This is a genomic window from Mesorhizobium sp. M1A.F.Ca.IN.022.07.1.1, assembly GCF_003997575.1.
Taxonomy (GTDB): Bacteria; Pseudomonadota; Alphaproteobacteria; order Rhizobiales; family Rhizobiaceae; genus Mesorhizobium.
In genome coordinates, this window is record NZ_RZST01000093.1 from 1 (window position 1) to 17,705 (window position 17,705).

At 64.5% G+C, this 17,705-nt stretch carries 14 protein-coding genes and 2 pseudogenes; 9 read left to right on the forward strand and 7 right to left on the reverse strand.

What is annotated here, in order from left to right; all coding sequences use genetic code 11:
- Positions 1-72: 72 nt before the first annotated feature.
- From EOA75_RS13165 to EOA75_RS13175, 3 genes are all read right to left on the reverse strand, one after another.
- Positions 73-1,446: an amidase gene (locus tag EOA75_RS13165; RefSeq protein ID WP_127324397.1), complete on the reverse strand. Its 1,374-nt coding sequence runs from the start codon at positions 1,444-1,446 to the stop codon at positions 73-75.
- 162 nt (positions 1,447-1,608) lie between these two features.
- Positions 1,609-2,409 (reverse strand): class II glutamine amidotransferase, encoded by an 801-nt coding sequence (locus EOA75_RS13170; RefSeq protein ID WP_067003564.1) that lies wholly within the window; start codon positions 2,407-2,409, stop codon positions 1,609-1,611.
- A 16-nt stretch (positions 2,410-2,425) separates the two neighbouring features.
- On the reverse strand, positions 2,426-2,680 hold the full coding sequence (locus EOA75_RS13175) for a DUF6356 family protein (RefSeq protein WP_067003741.1): 255 nt from the start codon (positions 2,678-2,680) through the stop codon (positions 2,426-2,428).
- Positions 2,681-2,795: 115 nt separating this feature from the next.
- Between EOA75_RS13175 and EOA75_RS13180 the strand changes: the two are divergent.
- From EOA75_RS13180 to EOA75_RS13200, 5 genes and pseudogenes are all read left to right on the forward strand, one after another.
- Positions 2,796-3,265, forward strand: a pseudogene (locus tag EOA75_RS13180) (Lrp/AsnC family transcriptional regulator).
- 84 nt (positions 3,266-3,349) lie between these two features.
- Positions 3,350-3,835, forward strand: coding sequence for a dUTP diphosphatase (dut, locus tag EOA75_RS13185; RefSeq protein ID WP_095799252.1), 486 nt, complete (start codon positions 3,350-3,352; stop codon positions 3,833-3,835).
- Positions 3,836-4,495, forward strand: a complete 660-nt coding sequence (locus EOA75_RS13190) for an HAD family phosphatase (RefSeq protein WP_067324330.1) — start codon at positions 3,836-3,838, stop codon at positions 4,493-4,495.
- A 174-nt stretch (positions 4,496-4,669) separates the two neighbouring features.
- Complete coding sequence (locus EOA75_RS13195; RefSeq protein ID WP_127324398.1) at positions 4,670-5,527, forward strand: hypothetical protein; 858 nt, start codon at positions 4,670-4,672, stop codon at positions 5,525-5,527.
- Between the two features lie 74 nt (positions 5,528-5,601).
- Complete coding sequence (locus EOA75_RS13200; protein ID WP_127215001.1) at positions 5,602-6,414, forward strand: oxaloacetate decarboxylase; 813 nt, start codon at positions 5,602-5,604, stop codon at positions 6,412-6,414.
- Between the two features lie 70 nt (positions 6,415-6,484).
- Here EOA75_RS13200 and EOA75_RS13205 read toward each other — a convergent pair whose 3' ends face one another.
- Positions 6,485-7,204, reverse strand: coding sequence for a sulfate transporter family protein (locus EOA75_RS13205; RefSeq protein WP_127324399.1), 720 nt, complete (start codon positions 7,202-7,204; stop codon positions 6,485-6,487).
- Between the two features lie 151 nt (positions 7,205-7,355).
- Positions 7,356-8,258, reverse strand: coding sequence for an EamA family transporter (locus EOA75_RS13210; protein ID WP_127324400.1), 903 nt, complete (start codon positions 8,256-8,258; stop codon positions 7,356-7,358).
- Positions 8,259-8,521: 263 nt separating this feature from the next.
- On the opposite strand from EOA75_RS13210, the gene EOA75_RS13215 reads away from it, so the two are divergent.
- The 3 genes and pseudogenes from EOA75_RS13215 to EOA75_RS13225 all read left to right on the forward strand — a co-directional run.
- Entirely contained in the window at positions 8,522-9,514 is a 993-nt protein-coding gene (locus EOA75_RS13215) for an adenosine kinase (RefSeq protein WP_127324401.1), read from the forward strand.
- A gap of 250 nt (positions 9,515-9,764) precedes the next feature.
- Positions 9,765-10,439, forward strand: a complete 675-nt coding sequence (locus tag EOA75_RS13220) for a hypothetical protein (protein WP_095799246.1) — start codon at positions 9,765-9,767, stop codon at positions 10,437-10,439.
- Positions 10,424-11,261, forward strand: a pseudogene (locus tag EOA75_RS13225) (porin); the annotation flags it as partial. The gene EOA75_RS13220 and the pseudogene EOA75_RS13225, both read left to right, overlap by 16 nt.
- A 94-nt stretch (positions 11,262-11,355) precedes the next feature.
- On the opposite strand, the gene EOA75_RS13230 reads toward EOA75_RS13225, so the two are convergent.
- A complete protein-coding gene (locus EOA75_RS13230; protein WP_067324316.1) occupies positions 11,356-13,635 on the reverse strand; it encodes an NADP-dependent malic enzyme in 2,280 nt (759 codons plus the stop codon).
- A gap of 253 nt (positions 13,636-13,888) precedes the next feature.
- On the opposite strand from EOA75_RS13230, the gene mutS reads away from it, so the two are divergent.
- Positions 13,889-16,612 (forward strand): DNA mismatch repair protein MutS, encoded by a 2,724-nt coding sequence (gene mutS / locus EOA75_RS13235; RefSeq protein WP_245466621.1) that lies wholly within the window; start codon positions 13,889-13,891, stop codon positions 16,610-16,612.
- A 27-nt stretch (positions 16,613-16,639) separates the two neighbouring features.
- Here mutS and EOA75_RS13240 read toward each other — a convergent pair whose 3' ends face one another.
- A complete protein-coding gene (locus EOA75_RS13240) occupies positions 16,640-17,485 on the reverse strand; it encodes an aldo/keto reductase (RefSeq protein ID WP_095799244.1) in 846 nt (281 codons plus the stop codon).
- Positions 17,486-17,705: the final 220 nt, after the last annotated feature.

The window sequence follows — 17,705 nt, forward strand, 5'->3', positions numbered from 1 at the left end:
GTTTGCGGCCCGCGAAATCCTCGATGGCGAGCGCGATCCATTGCTCGCGCCTTATGCGCTGTCGCGCTTCGCTCAGTAGCCCGGCGGCCGGCGAAACCCGTCGGTCAGCGGCGCGATCGCCGCAGCGACGCCGAGCAGTCTCGCCTCCGACCAGCGCTTGCCGACCAGTTGCAGGCCGATGGGCAACCCGTTGCTGTCCTGCCCGCCTGGTATCGCCAGCGCCGGATGGCCGGAATAATTGAAGACCGCGCCATAGGCCGGCAGCATCCAATAGCTCTCGTCCTTGCCGTCGACCTTCAGCGCGCTGCCTGGCTTGCAGTGCGGAAAGGCCGTTGTCATGGCGACCGGGCAAAGCAAGGCATCACAGCTTTCGAAGAACCGCTCCCAAGCAAGAATCGACCGGTCGCGGCGAGCGAGCGCCGCGAACCAGCGCGACACCGGCGCAGGCTGTTCCGGCGGTTCCGGTTGCGCTGCCTCCAGCATCATGCCGATCAACTTGCCGCCCTCGGTGAGATCATCATGCAGGTCGAGCTTCGGCAGTTTGGCTTCCTCGACGTGCGCGCCGGCGGAAGCCAGCCTAGCAGCCAATCTCTCGACCGCGGCGCCGATCTCGGCGGCCACCGGAAAGCTGCGGAAGGTGCCGGCGAAGGCGATGCGCAGCGATTTCAGCTCGAGCGTCGGTATCGCATCAACCGGCACCGGCGCCAGATCGGTATCGCCGCCGTCCGGACCGGCAATGATCCGGTAAATCAGCGCCAGGTCCTCCAGATTGCGAGCAATCGGCCCAACACAGGACATCAAGCGGACGCTGCGCGGAATGCCGCCCGGATCGGGAAAAGCGCCGGCCAGCGAGACGCGATGCTCGGTCGGCTTCAGGCCGTAGACGCCGCAAAAGGCGGCGGGCAAGCGGATGGAATTCTGCATGTCGGTGCCGACCTCGAAGGGCATCATGCCCGTCGCGACCGCAGCCGCAGCGCCGCCGCTGGAGCCGCCCGCTGTGCGCGACGGATCCCAAGGGTTGCCGGTGCGGCCGAACAGCGGATTGTCAGACTGCCAGTCGCCCAGCATGGTGGCGACATTGGTTTTGCCGACCAGCACGCCGCCGGCTCTCTTTAGCCTGGCAACCACAGGGCTGTCCTGCTTGGGAACGTAGTCGGCAAATGGCGGGAAACCGACCGTCGTCTTCATGCCAGCGGTCTCGTGCGCATCCTTCAGCGTGAACGGCACGCCGTGCAGCGGGCCGAGCGCGGCGCTGCGGGCCAGTGCCACATCGGCTTCTCGGGCACGCTGAAGCGCACCTTCCCGGTCGAGGAGGATGACGGCGTTCAGTGCTTCGTTATGTCGGTCGATCTGCGCCAGACGCGCATCGAGCGCCTCCACGGCCGAGATTCTCCGCCGGGCAATTGCTGCCGCGAGTTCGGTAGTCGAGGAAAATCCGATGTCCATTGTGCTGCACTCCGGCTGCTTGCCGCGCTGCGCCTTGAACATGGCGGATGAGACCGCGGCTTCAAGCCGAATTCAGCATCGTTAGGACAGCGGTGCTTGATCGAAATTGCGCCGAGCTGTTGTCATGGCGGCGCTGTCCCGCGACCTTGGCTACGTTTGGAGCTAGACGGCCAACGCGAACTTAGCAACGGTCGGCGCGAACGGCCGGATGTTTGTGCCGTCCCTTGTCATGGTGACAAAGCTCGACGGCGGGATCGCCTGCCATTCTCCGCCGTCGCGGTCGAACGGTTCGGAGACGATGCAGCGGCCGGCGCGGCTCGCGAATGCGCCGGTATATAGCGTTGGCGCCTGGCCGTCGGTGGCGTAGCGCACGGCGTAGAGCGCCTCGCCATCGGAAAATGCCGCTGTCAGCTTCAGGGAGGGTTCGAGACCGGCGTGGCGCGAAGCCTCGAGAACGCGGCTGGTGGCGCGGGCTACCGCGCCTTGCGGGTCGGCGGACAGGCCTTCGTCGAGCATCAGCAGGAAGAACAGTTCGGAATCAGTCGTCCCTTCGCGCTGGTCGAAGACAGCATCCGACAGCGAATTCTCAAGCGCGCGGCGGATCTTCTCGAAGCCCCCGATCTGGCCGTTATGCATGAACGACCAGCGGCTGGAGACGAAGGGATGGCAGTTCATGCGGCTGGTGGCGCCGCCGGTGGAGGCGCGCACATGAGCGAGGAACAGGCCTGATTTGATCTGCCGGCAGAGGCTTTTCAGATTGGGGTCCGACCAGGCCGGCAGGATGTCGCGGTAAAGGCCGGGCTCGGGACGGTCGCCATACCAGGCGAGGCCAAAACCGTCGCCATTGGTCGGCGACTTGGCCTCCTGGGCGCAGTGGCTCTGGGCAATCAGCGAGTGGCAGGGCGCGGTGACGATGTCTTCGAGGAAGACCGCTTCACCGAGATAAGCCGCCCACCGGCACATCGCATTCCACCATTTATCAGGCGCGATCCATCAGAGCCTGAGGCTCCTTCACCGCGTGTGAGCCTCTGTTGTTCGTGCGCTCATAGAGCTCACGGACGATTCGGCTGGCGGTAGTCTCGAACAGAAATGGCAAGAAAGCGTGAACGAGGGCGGCGCCCGCGGCCATCGACAGGCGGGAGCAGAACCAGGCGGCGAAGGCCATGTGGCCGAAATAGGTTTCGCCAACCTTGGCCGGATGAGACGTAAAGAGCGCCGAAAACCGCGTCGTCATGGTGATCCCTCCTGCCGGGATGAGCCCCGATATTGAGTATCCTGCCACGAGTTGAAGGTTCAACGATCCCAAATTGTCCTTGTGTCTAGCCCTATTTTGGGAATTTATCCCAAGAATGGCATATGATATCGACGAAACTGATCGGAGATTGCTGGCCGAACTGCAGCGCGACGGCACGCTTTCCGTCGACCAGTTGTCGGAGCGCGTGGCCTTGTCCCGCAACGCCTGCTGGCGGCGCGTGAAGCGGCTGGAGGAGGAGGGCGTCATTACCGGGCGCGTGGCGCTGGTCGATGCCGACAAGCTTGGACTCGGGCTTTCGGTGTTCATCCTGATCCGCACGTCGAACCACGACCCGGGCTGGCTGCAAAAGTTCCGGGCGGCGGTGACGGGCTTTGCGGAGATCACCGGCGTCTACCGCATGCGGGCGACCTCGACTATGTGCTGAGAGCCCGCGTCGCCGACGTGAAAGCCTATGACAGGCTCTATCAGCGGCTGATCGCCAAGGTGCCGCTGTCGGACGTCTCCGCTTCCTTCGTCATGGAGGAGATCAAGGAGACGACCGTCGTTCCGGTGGAGTTGCGCTGACGCGGAACCGCATTGAAAGAAAGGCGTTGATAGCGTCGCGGCCGGGTTGACCGAATCGGCAGCCGCGCCGATAGGAATGGGCTCATGCGCACGGCTGTCTATCCTTCCTCCGTCATCGGCCCCACCGTCGGTTTCGTCAGGCTTCCGCATGGCGATGGCTTGCCGCTGCCGACCTATGAAAGCGCGGGCGCGGCCGGGATGGACCTGCGAGCCGCGGTGCCGGAAGACCGGCCGCTGCTTATCTTGCCCGGAAAACGCGCGCTGGTGCCGACCGGGCTGATCGTGGAAATCCCGGAAGGCATGGAAGGCCAGGTGCGGCCGCGCTCCGGCCTCGCCTTCAAACATGGGCTGACCGTGCTCAACACGCCCGGCACCATCGACAGCGATTACCGCGGCGAGGTGAAAGTGCTGCTCGTCAATCTTGGCGATGAGGACTTCGCGGTGACGCGCGGCATGCGGATCGCGCAGATCGTGTTTGCGGCAGTCACGCAGGTGGCCAGCGAAGAACGGGCGCTCGCCGGCGGCACGGCGCGCGGCGCCGGCGGTTTCGGATCGACCGGCACCGCCTAGATGCACGTCCCAAAACTGGTCATCTTCGATTGCGACGGGGTTCTGGTCGACACCGAGAACCTTGCCAATCGGCGCCTCGCCGACTGGCTTTGTGAAGCGGGCTTTCAAACCACATTCGAATATTGCCGCAAGACCTTCTCGGGCCGCAGCATGGCCTCGGTGCAGAAAGAGATCGAAGAGGCGACCGAGGCCCGGCTCGGCGCCGACTTCGTCGAACGCTGGAACGCCGGCCTGCCGGATCTATTCGCGCATGGCGTCGAGGCGATCCCTCACGTGCGCGATTTCATCGAAAAGGTGCGCGCCGCCGGTATTGCCTATTGCGTCGCCTCGTCGGCGCGGGTTTCGAAGATGCATATCACGCTCGGGCAGACCGGCTTGTTGCCGCTGTTCGAGCACGCTATGTTTTCCTCGACCATGGTCGGGCGCGGCAAGCCGTTCCCGGACCTTTTCCTGCATGCGGCAAAGACGATGGGCTTCGCGCCGGCCGACTGCATCGTCATCGAGGACAGCGTCGCCGGCACCCAGGCCGGCATTGCCGCCGGCATGCGCGTGTTTTCCTATCACGCCGATCCATTCTCGGATCGCGACGGGCTGGCGGAAGCCGGCGGCGTCCTGTTCGACGACATGCGCGACCTCGCAGGACTGGTGCCGATCCTTTGATCGGACATTGGAGCGGTTCCGCTTTCGTCGAATTGCCGACCCGCTCCAGCTACTTGTTTTTACGCAATTCCGGACGGAAAACTGTTTCAAATTCTTCCTGGAATTGCTCCGGGCTGTTCGGCGAAATCTTCCGTACTAGCGTGCAGCCGTCAAACAGCCGGCGGCTCCCACCCCATGAAATTCACCCTGCTTCGCCTCGCCCTCGCTCTTGTGCTTCTGTCATGGCTTTGGGGCCCGGCGAGCGCGGAGAATGTCAGCTTTCCGGACTTTGCCAGCGCCATCCCGGGCCACAAGGACGTCACCTATCTCGACCTCGCCAGGATGGTCATCCCCGATCTGGCGTTGAACGCCGACGGCTTCTACCACGGCGGCTTGCCGATCGAAATGCGCCACGTCGCCGGTCCGGACAGCGGTGGCTCGCCGCCTGAAACGTCAAGCCTGCCCAATGCTGCGGTGCTTGCCATCAAGGCCGGCGGCAAGGACCGGCTGACCATGCTGTTCGATCTCGGCGACTCTCCCGACAGCGCCGAGGGCTATGCGGTGCTGGCGCTCTACGATCTGACCGGCGGCAAGGCGGCGCTGCTCGACGCGGTCAATGTCGCCGTCGATCGCAGCACCTATTTTCGCGAACCGAACAAACTGTCGGTCGGCGCCGGTGACGATATCCTCATCACCATGAGCACGCATTTCAATTCCAGCCAGGGCTATGTGATCACGCCGCTGATCATGGTGCGCAACGACAAGTTCGAACTGATCGACATGATCTACACGTTCGATGAAAGGCTATGCACCTACAGCCGCAAGCAGGACATCGCTTTTAAGGTTATTGCCGACGGCCGGCCGCATGCAGCGATCAAGGTGACGGTGACCGATGCCACGATCCCAAGCGGCGAAAGCTGCGACGATGCGGCGCCCGAGGCGTCCTCGAAAGACATTTCAGTCATCTATCATTGGGATAAGAAAGCGTCGCGCTACGTGGCGGGTTCAGAAGCCCTCAAACGGTTGTCAGCAGAGAACGAGAAACGCTTCTGAGCCGAGCGCATTCGTTTGCCCGAGCGGGGCGACCGCGATAAATTCCCCCCACGACCCATGATTGAGGACCCGCCATGGACAAGGGCAAGATTTTTCGCGATCTGCACGCCTCGACCTTCGTCATGCCCAATCCCTGGGATGTCGGCACGACCAAGCTTCTGGCTTCCTTCGGCTTCAAGGCGCTGGCCACGACCAGCGCCGGCTTCGCCTTCTCGCGCGGCCTGCCCGACGGCGCGGTGACGTTCGAGGCCATGATCCACCATTGCCGCGAAGTGACGGCGGCAACCGACCTGCCGGTTTCGGCCGATCTCGAGCGCGGCAAGGGCGACAGCGCCGAGCAGGCCGCAGAAACCATCTTCGCGGCGGAAGCCGCGGGCCTTGCCGGCTGCTCGATCGAGGACCATACGGGCGATCTAGAGTATCCAATCTACGAGTTCTCGCATGCTGTCGAACGCGTCGCCGCGGCCGCCGAGGCGGCGCGCGCCCTGAAGCACGATTTCGTGTTCACCGCGCGGGCCGAGAATTTCCTTTGGGGCAAGACCGATCTCGACGACACGATCAAGCGTCTGCAGGCTTTCGAGAAAGCCGGCGCCGACGTGCTTTATGCGCCGGGCCTGAGCGACATCGACGCGGTGCGGACGGTCTGCTCCGCGGTCAGCAAGCCGGTCAATGTCATGGCGCGACCCGGCTTCACCGTGGCCGACCTTGCTGCGGCCGGCGTAAAACGCGTCTCGCTCGGGCCATGGCTGACGAATTTCGCCTTTGGCATGCTGGAAACCGCTGCGCGGGAAATCCAGCAGGACGGCACCTTCGGCTTCACCCGTTCGGCGATGCCGTTCGGCAAGCTGCAGGCGCTGTTCCGCGGGGGCGGTACGGAGCAGGATTAGAGCGTTCAGCGTTTCACGGAAACACCGAACCGCTCTATCCCCTTGTTGCGCATTTCCGGACGAAAAACCGCTACGCGCTTTTCCTGAGATTGCGCTGGACCGGGTCCCGCGCCGAAACCGCCTTGTGCAGATGCACCATCATGGCGGCGGCAAAGAGCGGCGTCAAAAGGTTGAGCAGCGGCACGGCAAGGAAGACCGCGATCAGCAGTCCGGCCAGGAATACCGTGCCCGCATACTTCCGGCGCAGCGCCTTGGCTTCGGCCTCGGGGCGGAAGCGCATGGCGGCGAACTCGAAGAATTCGCGGCCCAGCAGATAGCCGTTGACGATGAAGAAGGCGGCGAGGTTGATGCCCGGCACGAGGAGCAGCAGCAGGGCGACGATGTTGCCGAGGATCACGACGCCAAAGAATTTTATCGCCAGCGCCAGCGACTGCAGCACCGGCACGGCGCGGCCGGGCGGATCGCCGGGATAGTCGGTGCGCTCGACCACCTCGGCGATATCGTCGAGGAACAACCCGGCGACGATTGCCGTCACGGGTGCCACGAGCAGCGCCATGCCCATTGCCAACAGGATGCCGGCGATGATGCCGCTCAGCCATCCTGCCCAGGACGGCAGGCCGGGCACAAATGTCTGCAGCCACGGCCATGCCAGCCATTCGAGCAGGCTCTCGATGCCGAACCATAGCGCCACCAAGGCGAGCAGCGTCAGGCCCAGCGTCTTCAGGAAGACGGAGCGGAATTCAGGTGAGAACAGCCGGCTGGCGGCGGCGCGGGCGGCATCGAGGATCACGGCAGGTCCAAGCCCTTACAGAGGAGCGACGATCCCGAGATAGGCGGGCTTGCTAAGCGGCGCAACTAAGCGCGTCGCGTCGACGCGCCTTAGGTTTGTCTCGATGCATGTCGTCCTCCCAAAACCGCCATGCACTTTTGGGCGACATGCATTATTGCGCAAGCTTGGCCTGTCTGGCCGGAATGGTCATCGCCGCGACGCCAACGACGACGAAGCCCATGCCGAACCAGGCGCTCGGCCCGAGGCTTTCGCCCAGAAAGACGGCGCCGATGCCGACGCCGATCGGCACGCGCAGATAGGCCTGCGAAGTGGTGCCGACCGAGCCCAGCGTGTGGACAAGCCGGAAGAAGATCGAAAAGGCGAGCGCGGTGGAGAAGACCGAAAGCCCGAAGAGCGCCAGGATCGATTCCGTCGACGGCGTCAACGTCCAGGGCCGGTCGAAGACGAGGCTCAAGGGGATCAGGATCGCGGCGCCGCAGACCATCGAGCCGGCGGCCGGCACCATAGGATCCAGACCTCTGAAGTTTCGGCCAAAGATGGCGGCACCGGCATAGCAGACGGTGGCTGCGACGACCGCAAGCTGCGCCCAGAGCTGATGGCCGATGCCGCCAAGCGCCTCGGTGCCGACGATCAGGCAAATGCCGGCGATGCCGGCGCCGACGCCGACCAGCTTGCGCAATGTCACCGGCTCGTGGCGGGTGATCAGCGCCGTCAGCAGAAAGGTGAAGATCGGCGACGTCGCGTTGAGGATCGTGACAAGGCCGGCGTCGATCGAACGTTCGGCGGCGGCGATCAGCGTGAACGGGATGACGCTGTTGAGGCAGGCCTGGAACATGAAGCGGCGCCACATGACCACCTCCCGCGGCATGACAAGGCCGCGCCAGCGGATGAGGCCAAGCAGAATGCCGCCGGCGATCAGCGTGCGCCCGGCGATGAAGGTCACCGGCGGGATCGTCTCGACGCCGATCTTGATGAAGGTGTAGGAGGCACCCCACAACACCGCCAGCAGGCCAAGCAGCGCCAGCTCGGTCGTCATCTCGGTCTTATCGGACATGGGATTTCGCGCCTTCAGCCTGTTTCGACGGTCCGTTCTAGCTCACACCGCGGCTTAGATGTTTCGATGACGCTCCAACCATAGCCGCCGTCGCCTCTAACGATATGGTCCAGTTCGGCGCGACGGCTGCCGCAGCAACCGGCCGGAAGTCGGCGAAGCGGAAACCGGTGCCGATTTTCGGGGTAGGCAAAGCGGCTGCGAGCCGCTAGACCCGCGCGCGGCCGGCGTGGCACAAAGCCGGACAGTCGTTGGCGGAGACATTGATGCCGGAATATGACGTGCTTTGCATCGGCAATGCCATTGTCGACATCATCGCGCAATGCGACGAGGCCTTTCTGGAAACCAACGGCATCATCAAGGGCGCGATGAACCTCATCGACATCAGGCGCGCCGAGCTCCTCTACAGCCGCATGGGACCGGCGATCGAAGCTTCAGGCGGTAGCGCCGGCAACACGGCGGCGGGCGTGGCGAGCTTCGGCGGCCGCGCCGCCTTTTTCGGCAAGGTGTCGAACGATGCGCTCGGCGACATCTACAGCCATGATATCCGCGCCCAGGGCGTGGCCTTCGACACCAGGCCACTGCAAGGCGAGCCGCCGACGGCTCGCTCGATGATCTTCGTCACGCCGGACGGCGAGCGCTCGATGAACACCTATCTCGGCGCCTGCGTCGAGCTGGGGCCGGAGGACGTCGAGGCCGACAAGGCGGCCGGCGCCAAGGTCACCTATTTCGAGGGTTATCTGTGGGATCCGCCGCGCGCCAAGGAAGCGATCCGGCAGACCGCGAGGCTGGCGCATGCGGCGGGGCGCGAAGTGTCGATGACGCTGTCGGATTCTTTCTGCGTCGACCGCTACCGCGACGAGTTCCTCGATCTGATGCGCTCCGGCACGGTCGACATCGTCTTCGCCAACAGCCACGAGATCAAGTCGCTCTACCAGACCGCTTCCTTCGAGGACGCGCTGGCGGCGATACGCAAAGATTGCAAGATCGCCGCCGTTACTCGCTCGGAAAAGGGCTCGGTGATCGTGCGCGGCGACGAGACCGTCACTATTCATGCGACCACGATCAAGGAACTGGTCGACACGACCGGCGCGGGCGACCTTTATGCCGCCGGTTTCCTCTATGGATACACGACCGGACGCAGCCTCCAGGACTGCGGCGACCTCGGCTCACTGGCGGCCGGGCTGGTGATCCAGCAGATCGGCCCGCGACCGCGCCAGAATCTGCGCCGCGAAGCGGAACAGGCGGGCCTGCTTTAGTTCCGCCGCGTCATCCCGGTCGGGCGCCAAATGAACCCGGCTGTCGCGCCGCTGTCATAGATCGCTCCTAGAGGCACATTGGGCGTTCCGCGACTGACATTTCGGGCGCCCGCAGCAGTTGGGGTGTCAAAAATGCAAGACAGCAACCTTCACGGTCGCTGCGTCCGTCACCATTGCGATAGCCGCTTTCCGCTGTAGCCGTTCAACGACGGCCCAGTTTGGGAGAAGCGCGGCCCCGCAAGACAGATGCATGACCAGATTTCAGAATCCGCCTGAAGGAACTTCGCAAGACGCCTTGGCCGGACTTGTGGCCGAGGCTGTGCGACAGGCTTTGATGCAGCATGGCGTCCTAAAGGACGCGGAGGCGCTGATCTGCGCCACCGCGATGGCCGGCGGTGTTGCCGCCGCCCTTCCGTTCCTGCCGCAGGCGCAGCGGCTTGCCATCACCTCCTTCAAGGGCAGCTGGACCGGGCTCGCCTCCGAATTCTTCCGCGCGATGGCGGAGAAGATCGCGCGCGCCGAGCCGCGCGACGCAGGCAGCAGGGACGAAAATCCGAAGATCGGGGCCGGCAAGCCCATCCCGCGGCCCTTTGCCGAGCGGGTCTCCGAGCTGCAGTCGATGCTGATCGAAGACTGGGCCGGCGAGGTCGCCGGGTCGACCTATCTGGAAGAGAAGTTCCGTATACCTCGCTCGACGCTGCACCGCTGGCAAAGGCGCGCTGAGGTCGTCGCGCTGCGCAAAGGCGGCCGCAAGCATGTCTTCCCGCTCGCCCAGTTCATCGACGGCAGGCCGGCCCCCGGCATAAGCGAGGTGTTGGCGGCCATCACCAATCCGAGATTGGCCTGGTTCTGGCTCGCTCATCCCTGCCCCGAACTGGATGGCCGCGTCCCCATCGAAATGCTGCGCGAGAGCTCGGCACGTTGAAGACCTACACCGAAACGCGCTTCAACTTCGGTGACAAGAACCTGGTCACCTCCAACGGTGAGGTTGACACCAACCCCGCTGCCAACAAGGCGCCCGACCTGCATTTCGCCTGGATCCAGCTCGGCGGCCTGCGCGTCGGTAAGGACGAAACGCCTTATGACCAGTTCATCGGTTACGCGGGCAATGTCATCCAGGACACGATCATTCCGTACGGCGTCAAGGACACCAACGTCGTCAGCTACTACTTCGATGTGGACGGCGGCTTCTCGGGCGTCATCTCGCTCGAAGAGGGCTCCGGCGTGACCGGCACGATCGACAGCTACGTTCCTCACGTCGTCGGCGGCTTGAAGTACAAGGGCGACTGGGGTGCGATCACCGGCGTCGTCGCCTATGACAGCAATTACGAGGAAGTCGCCGGCAAGGTTCGCGCTTGGACGTCAATGTCAGCAAGGAACTGACTTTGTTCGTCATGGGCGGCTACGGCACCGACGACAACCTCAATGACAATGCCGGCAACGCCATCGATGCCAGGGTCGCGGCTTCTACAAGCCGTGGGGCGGCAATTGGGCCGTCTGGGGCGGCGGCACCTACAAGTTCAACGACAAGACGGCGTTCAATCTCCAGGCTTCGGCCGACGACGACAAGAACTACGCTTTGGCGGCGAACGTCGCCTACACCATCGTGCCGGGCTACACGATCACGACCGAAGTCGACTGGAACCACTTCGGCCACTTCTACGACGGCACTCCGTTCGGCAACTGGACCAAGGCCGACAAGAAGGACAGCGTCGGCGGCATCGTCCGCTTCCAGCGCAATTTCTGATCGAAAGCTGCGACCCAAACAGAAAGGCCCGCGGCATCGCCACGGGCCTTTTTGCTTTTGAGTTCGGCAAAGGGCGGGGCGCGGCGGCCGCCCGTCAATTCCCCGCCGTATAGGCCGCGATCGCCGCCATGTTGACGATGTCTGAGTCCTTGGCGTTGAGCGAGACGATCTGCACCGGCTTGTTCAGACCGACCAGCAGCGGGCCGATGACGGTCGAGCCGCCGAGTTCCTGCAGCATCTTGGTCGAGATCGAGGCCGAGTGGAAGGCGGGCATGACCAGCACATTGGCCGAACCGGTCAGCCTGATGAACGGGTACTGCGCCATGGCGCGCGGGTTCAGCGCCACGTCGGCGGCCATCTCGCCGTCATATTCGAAGTCGACGCGGCGCTTGTCGAGGATGCGCACCGCCTCCTGCACCCGCTCGGAGCGCTCGCCCTGCGGATGACCGAAGGTGGAGTAGGCGAGCATGGCAATCCTCGGCTCGTAGCCCATGCGGCGGGCAAAGCCGGCCGCCTCCTCGGCGATGTCGGCGATCTGCTCGGCATTCGGCATGTCGTGCACGGCAGTGTCGGCAACCAGCACGGTGCGACCCCTTGCCAGCACGATCGAAACGCCGATCACGCGGTGGCCTGGCTTGGCGTCGATGACGCGGCGCACGTCGTCGAGCGCGGTGGAATAGTTGCGGGTCACGCCGGTGACGATGCCGTCGGCGTCGCCCAGCGCCACCATGCAGGCGGCGAAATGGTTGCGGTCGTTGTTGATCAGGCGCTGACAGTCGCGGAACAGGTAGCCCTTGCGCTGCATGCGTTCGTAGAGATAGTCGGTGTAGATCCCATTGCGGCGCGACAGCCTGGCATTGATGATCTCGAGGCCTTGCTTGTTGAGCTCGATGCCGGCGTTGCGGGCATTCTCCTTGATGACGTCGTCGCGGCCGAGCAGGATCGCCGTGCCCAGCCTCTGGTTCACATAGGAGACGGCGGCGCGCATCACCTGCTCCTCCTCGCCTTCGGCGAAGACGATGCGCTTGGGCTGGCGGCGGACGCGGTCGTAGATGCGCTGCAAGGTCGAGGCGATCGGATCGCGGCGGGCGGAGAGCTCATGCGCGTAGCGGTCGAGATCGAGGATCGGCTTACGGGCGACGCCGGACTCCATCGCGGCCCTGGCCACGGCAAGCGGGATCGCCGAGATCAGGCGCGGATCGAAGGGCACCGGGATGATGTAGTTGGGGCCGAATTTCGGCCGGTTGCCCTGATAGGCGGCGGCGACGTCGTCGGGCACGTCCTGGCGCGCCAGCTCGGCGAGGGCGCGTGCGGCGGCGATTTTCATCTCGTCATTGATGGTGGTGGCCCTGACATCCAGCGCGCCGCGGAAGATGTAGGGAAAGCCCAGCACATTGTTGACCTGGTTCGGGTAATCCGAGCGGCCGGTGGCCATGATGGCGTCGGTGCGGATCTCGCCCACTTCCTCGGGCGTGATCTCCGGATCCGGATTGGCCATCGCGAAGATGATCGGGTTCTTGGCCATCGACTGCACCATGGCGGGGGTCAGCGCGCCCTTGGCGGAGAGCCCGAGAAAGACGTCGCAGCCGTCCAGCGCCTCGGCGAGGGAGCGCGCCTCGGTCTTGACCGCATGCGCCGACTTCCACTGGTTCATGCCTTCGGTGCGGCCCTGGAAGACCACGCCCTTGGTATCGCACAGGATGATATTTTCCGGCGAAAAACCCATCGCCTTCATCAATTCGATACAGGCGATGCCCGCTGCGCCCGCGCCGTTGCAGACCATTTTCGTGGTCTTCATGTCTCGGCCGGTGATCTCCAGCGCGTTGATCAGCCCGGCAGCCGAGATGATGGCGGTGCCGTGCTGGTCGTCGTGGAAGACGGGGATGTCCATCAGCTCGCGGAGCCGCTGCTCGATGATGAAGCATTCCGGCGCCTTGATGTCCTCGAGATTGATGCCGCCGAAGGAAGGTCCGAGGAAGCGCACGCAGTTGATGAATTCGTCGGCGTCCTCGGTGGCCACCTCGAGGTCGATCGAATCGACATCGGCGAAGCGCTTGAACAGCACCGACTTGCCTTCCATGACCGGCTTCGAAGCCAGGGCGCCGAGATTGCCAAGACCGAGGATTGCGGTGCCATTGGAGATGACGGCGACCATGTTGCCGCGCGTCGTATAGTCGAAGGCGCGGCTTGGATCCTCCGCGATTGCGCGCACAGGAACGGCGACGCCCGGCGAATAGGCGAGGCTCAGATCGCGTTGCGTCGCCATCGGCTTGGTGGCGACGATCTCCAGCTTGCCCGGCCGACCCATGGCGTGGAATTCGAGCGCCTCCTGCGCGCTGACGGAGGGCCCGCTGCTTTCGGTTTTCCTGGCCATGATGCTTTTGATTTCCTCGCCTGTGCGGCACCGCTTGGGACGGCTGCTTGCTTATGGTTCCCACCGATTAAGGCTACACGCGGCGACTGTAAACCGACAAGCCGGGCGAAGCTGCTTCAACGCAGAAGGCCGGCAATGCGGCGGACCGATTGACGGCGAGCTGGCAGCATGGCTCGCGCTTTCCCCTGCTTTTCGAGCCTCCGGCATTAAACCGCCCTGCCACATCTGCTAGCGTTCGGGCATGAACATGCACATGCCGACCGATACCGACGCCCAGGAAACGACGACGCCGGCGCCCACCATGGGCGGCGTCACACCGATGATGGAGCAGTATATCGAGATCAAGGCGGCGAACCCGGATTCGCTTCTGTTCTACCGCATGGGCGATTTCTACGAGCTGTTCTTCGACGACGCCGAAAAGGCGAGCCAGGCGCTCGGCATCGTGCTCACCCGGCGCGGCAAGCACCAGGGCCACGACATCCCGATGTGCGGCGTGCCGGTGCATGCGGCGGACGACTATCTGCAGAAGCTGATCGCGCAAGGCTTCCGCGTTGCTGTGTGCGAGCAGATCGAGGACCCGGCGGAAGCCAAGAAGCGTGGCTCGAAATCGGTGGTGCGCCGCGACGTGGTGCGGCTGGTCACGCCGGGCACCATCACTGAGGACAAGCTGCTTGCACCCTCGGAGTCGAGCTTCCTGATGGCGCTGGGGCGAGTGAAGGGCGGCAATGCAGCCAGCCAAGGCAGTTTCGCGCTTGCCTGGATCGACATCTCGACGGGCGCGTTTCGGGTGGCTGAAACCTCGGCCGAACGGCTGCTTGCCGACATTTTCCGCGTCGATCCGCGCGAGCTGATCGTCGCCGAGCCGGTGTTCCATGACGCGGAGCTGCGGCCGGTCTTCGACGTGCTCGGCCGGGTCGCCAACCCGCAGCCGCCATCGCTGTTCGATTCGGCGTCGGCCACGGGCCGCATCGCCCGTTTCTTCGAGGTGGCGACCCCGGACAGTTTCGGCACTTTTTCGCGTGCCGAGCTGTCGGCGATCTCGGGCGCCATCGCCTATGTCGAGAAGACGCAGAAGGCCGAACGGCCGCCGCTGTCGCGGCCGGAGCGCGAGGAGAACGGCTCGACGCTTTTCATCGACCCGGCGACGCGCGCCAATCTGGAACTCCTGCGCACGCTATCCGGCAGCCGCGAGGGCTCGCTGTTCAAGGCGATCGACCGGACCGTGACCGGGGGCGGGGCGAGACTGCTCGCCGACCGGCTGATGGCGCCGCTGACCGACCCGGCATTGATTTCCGCTAGGCTGGATTCGGTGTCGTTCTTTCGCGCCGAAGCGCGGCTTTGCCAGGGATTGCGAACGAGCCTGAAAAGTGTCGCCGACATGCCGAGGGCGCTCTCCAGGCTGGCGCTCCACCGCGGCGGCCCGCGCGACCTTGGCGCGCTCAGCGCCGGCTTCGAGGCCGCGGGCGCGATCGCCGCACTGTTTGCGACGACGGCGCTCCCCGCCGAACTCGCCGCGGCGCTCGCGGCGATCCATGGCTTGCCCAAGGCGCTCGCCCGCCATCTCGGCGAGGCGCTCGACGACGAATTGCCGCTCATCAGGCGCGACGGCGGCTTCGTGCGATCAGGCTACAATGCCGAACTCGACGAGATGCGGGCGTTGCGCGATGAGTCGCGAAAGGTGATCGCCGGGCTGGAGCGCTCATTGATCGAAGAGACCGGCATCCGCTCGCTGAAGATCCGGCACAACAATGTGCTCGGCTACTATATCGAGGTGACGGCCAACCATCATTCGATCATGACCGGCAGCGACGCTGCGAAGGCGCGCTTCATCCATCGCCAGACCATGGCCAACGCCATGCGCTTCACCACGACGGAACTGGCGGAGCTGGAATCGAAGATCGCCAATGCCGCCGATAAGGCGCTGAGCATCGAGCTTGCCACCTTCGACCGGCTGACGGCGGAAGTGGTGAGCGAGGCCGACAGCATCCGCGCCGGGGCCGAGGCACTTGCAGTCCTCGACGTATCGTCGGCCTTGGCGCTGCTGTCCGAAAGCGAGGGCTGGTGCCGGCCGGTCGTGGATTCCAGCCTCGCCTTCGAGATTGCCGGCGGCCGCCACCCGGTGGTCGAACAGGCGCTCAGGCGATCAGGCGAAGGTCCGTTCGTCGCCAATGACTGCGACCTCTCGCCTGAAAACGGGGCAAAGGCCGGCGCCATCTGGCTGCTCACCGGCCCGAACATGGGCGGCAAGTCGACCTTCCTGAGGCAGAACGCGCTGATCGCCATCCTTGCCCAGACCGGCTCCTTCGTGCCGGCCGAAAGCACCCATATCGGTGTCGTCGACCGGCTGTTCTCGCGCGTCGGCGCCTCGGACGATCTCGCTCGCGGCCGCTCGACCTTCATGGTCGAGATGGTCGAGACCGCGGCGATCCTAAACCAGGCCGGGGAGCGGGCACTGGTCATCCTTGACGAGATCGGCCGCGGCACCGCGACCTTCGACGGTCTGTCGATCGCCTGGGCGGCGGTCGAATATCTGCATGAGAAGAACCGTTGTCGTGCGATCTTCGCCACACATCTCCACGAGATGACGGCGCTGGCCGGCAAGCTTTCGCGGCTCTCCAACGTCACCATGCGGGTCAAGGAATGGGAAGGCGACGTCGTCTTCCTGCACGAGGTCGGCAAGGGTGCCGCCGACCGTTCGTACGGCGTGCAGGTAGCTCGGCTCGCCGGACTGCCGGAAGCGGTGGTGGCGCGCGCCAAGGAAGTGCTGCACCAGCTCGAGGAAGGCGAAGTTTCCGGCAAGACCAACCGGCTGGTCGACGATCTGCCGCTGTTTTCGGTGGCGGTGAAGCGCGAAGCGCCGAAGCCGGCGAAGAACGATGTCCTGGGCGAAGCACTGGGCGCGATCAATCCGGACGAGATGACGCCAAGGGAGGCGCTGGAGGCGCTCTACAGGCTGAAGGGGCTGGCGGCGAAATAAGGCTTTCCAGCGTCATTGCGAGCGCGCCTAGATCATCTCCAGCCCGCGCTTGCGCGTCGGCGGCGGGAAGGCGCGGTCAAGTTCGGCAAGGTCTTCCGCTGTTAGGACGATGTCGAGCGCCGCAGCATTTTGGCGGACATGCTCCTGCCGGCTGGCCTTCGGGATGGCAACGACGCCTTTTTGCGCCATTACCCAGGCGAGCGCGACCTGCGCCGCCGTGGCGTTGTGGCGGGCGGCAACGGCATCGAGCCTGGCGTTGCGCGCCAGCGCGCCCTGCTCGACCGGCGAATAGGCCATCAGCGGGATGCCGCGCTCAAGGCTCCAGGGCGCGAGGTCGAATTCCGGACCGCGCCGAGAGAGGTTGTAGAGGACTTGGTTGGTCTGGACGTTGGCGCCGGAGGGTAGGCCGACCAGTTCCTCCATCTCGTCGGTATCGAAATTGCTGACGCCCCAATGGCGGATCTTGCCGGCCGCCTTCAAGGCCTCGAAGGCTTCGATCGTTTCCGACAGCGGCACGCTGCCCGGCCAGTGCAGCAGATAGAGGTCGATGCGGTCGGTGGCGAGCCGTTTCAGACTGTTCTCGCAGGCCCGCTTGACGCCGGCGCGCGAGGCGTTGGACGGCAGCACCTTGGAAACCAGAAAAGTCTCGTCGCGGCGCCCGGCGATGGCTTCCGCCACCACCTCCTCGGCGCCGCCGCCGGCATACATTTCCGCCGTATCGATAAGCGTGATGCCGAGATCCAGCCCAAGCCTTAGCGCCGCGGCCTCGTCGGCGCGGCGCCGGCCGTCCTCACCCATCTTCCACGTGCCTTGACCCAGCACCGGAACGGCTTCGCCTGACGGCAGGAAAGTGGTTCTGATTTTAGAAGACATGGCCCGCTCCGCGTGAGGCTGGATCGCAGCACAAGCATGGCCGAAAATCCAGGCCGAAGTCCTCGCCTTCGTCCGGATTTCCGGCGCGGGGAACTAGGTCCAATCTACATTCAGGATTCTCAACGCGGTTTGGCGTTGATTCATTGTGTTCCGAGGGTTCTGATTCGGAGCGCGACGGATGGCCAAACGGTACGAACTGACGAACGTCCAGTGGGCGCGC

Bases quoted from the DNA above. Each gene is read 5' to 3' on its own strand.
- EOA75_RS13200 (WP_127215001.1), top strand. From the start codon at position 5,602: ATGGACAAGGGCAAGATTTTTCGCGATCTGCACGCCTCGACCTTCGTC.
- EOA75_RS13215 (WP_127324401.1), top strand. From the start codon at position 8,522: ATGCCGGAATATGACGTGCTTTGCATCGGCAATGCCATTGTCGACATC.
- EOA75_RS13210 (WP_127324400.1), bottom strand. From the start codon at position 8,258: ATGTCCGATAAGACCGAGATGACGACCGAGCTGGCGCTGCTTGGCCTG.
- EOA75_RS13190 (WP_067324330.1), top strand. From the start codon at position 3,836: ATGCACGTCCCAAAACTGGTCATCTTCGATTGCGACGGGGTTCTGGTC.
- EOA75_RS13240 (WP_095799244.1), bottom strand. From the start codon at position 17,485: ATGTCTTCTAAAATCAGAACCACTTTCCTGCCGTCAGGCGAAGCCGTT.
- EOA75_RS13195 (WP_127324398.1), top strand. From the start codon at position 4,670: ATGAAATTCACCCTGCTTCGCCTCGCCCTCGCTCTTGTGCTTCTGTCA.
- EOA75_RS13220 (WP_095799246.1), top strand. From the start codon at position 9,765: ATGACCAGATTTCAGAATCCGCCTGAAGGAACTTCGCAAGACGCCTTG.
- EOA75_RS13175 (WP_067003741.1), bottom strand. From the start codon at position 2,680: ATGACGACGCGGTTTTCGGCGCTCTTTACGTCTCATCCGGCCAAGGTT.
- mutS (WP_245466621.1), top strand. From the start codon at position 13,889: ATGCCGACCGATACCGACGCCCAGGAAACGACGACGCCGGCGCCCACC.
- dut (WP_095799252.1), top strand. From the start codon at position 3,350: ATGCGCACGGCTGTCTATCCTTCCTCCGTCATCGGCCCCACCGTCGGT.
- EOA75_RS13165 (WP_127324397.1), bottom strand. From the start codon at position 1,446: ATGGACATCGGATTTTCCTCGACTACCGAACTCGCGGCAGCAATTGCC.
- EOA75_RS13170 (WP_067003564.1), bottom strand. From the start codon at position 2,409: ATGTGCCGGTGGGCGGCTTATCTCGGTGAAGCGGTCTTCCTCGAAGAC.
- EOA75_RS13230 (WP_067324316.1), bottom strand. From the start codon at position 13,635: ATGGCCAGGAAAACCGAAAGCAGCGGGCCCTCCGTCAGCGCGCAGGAG.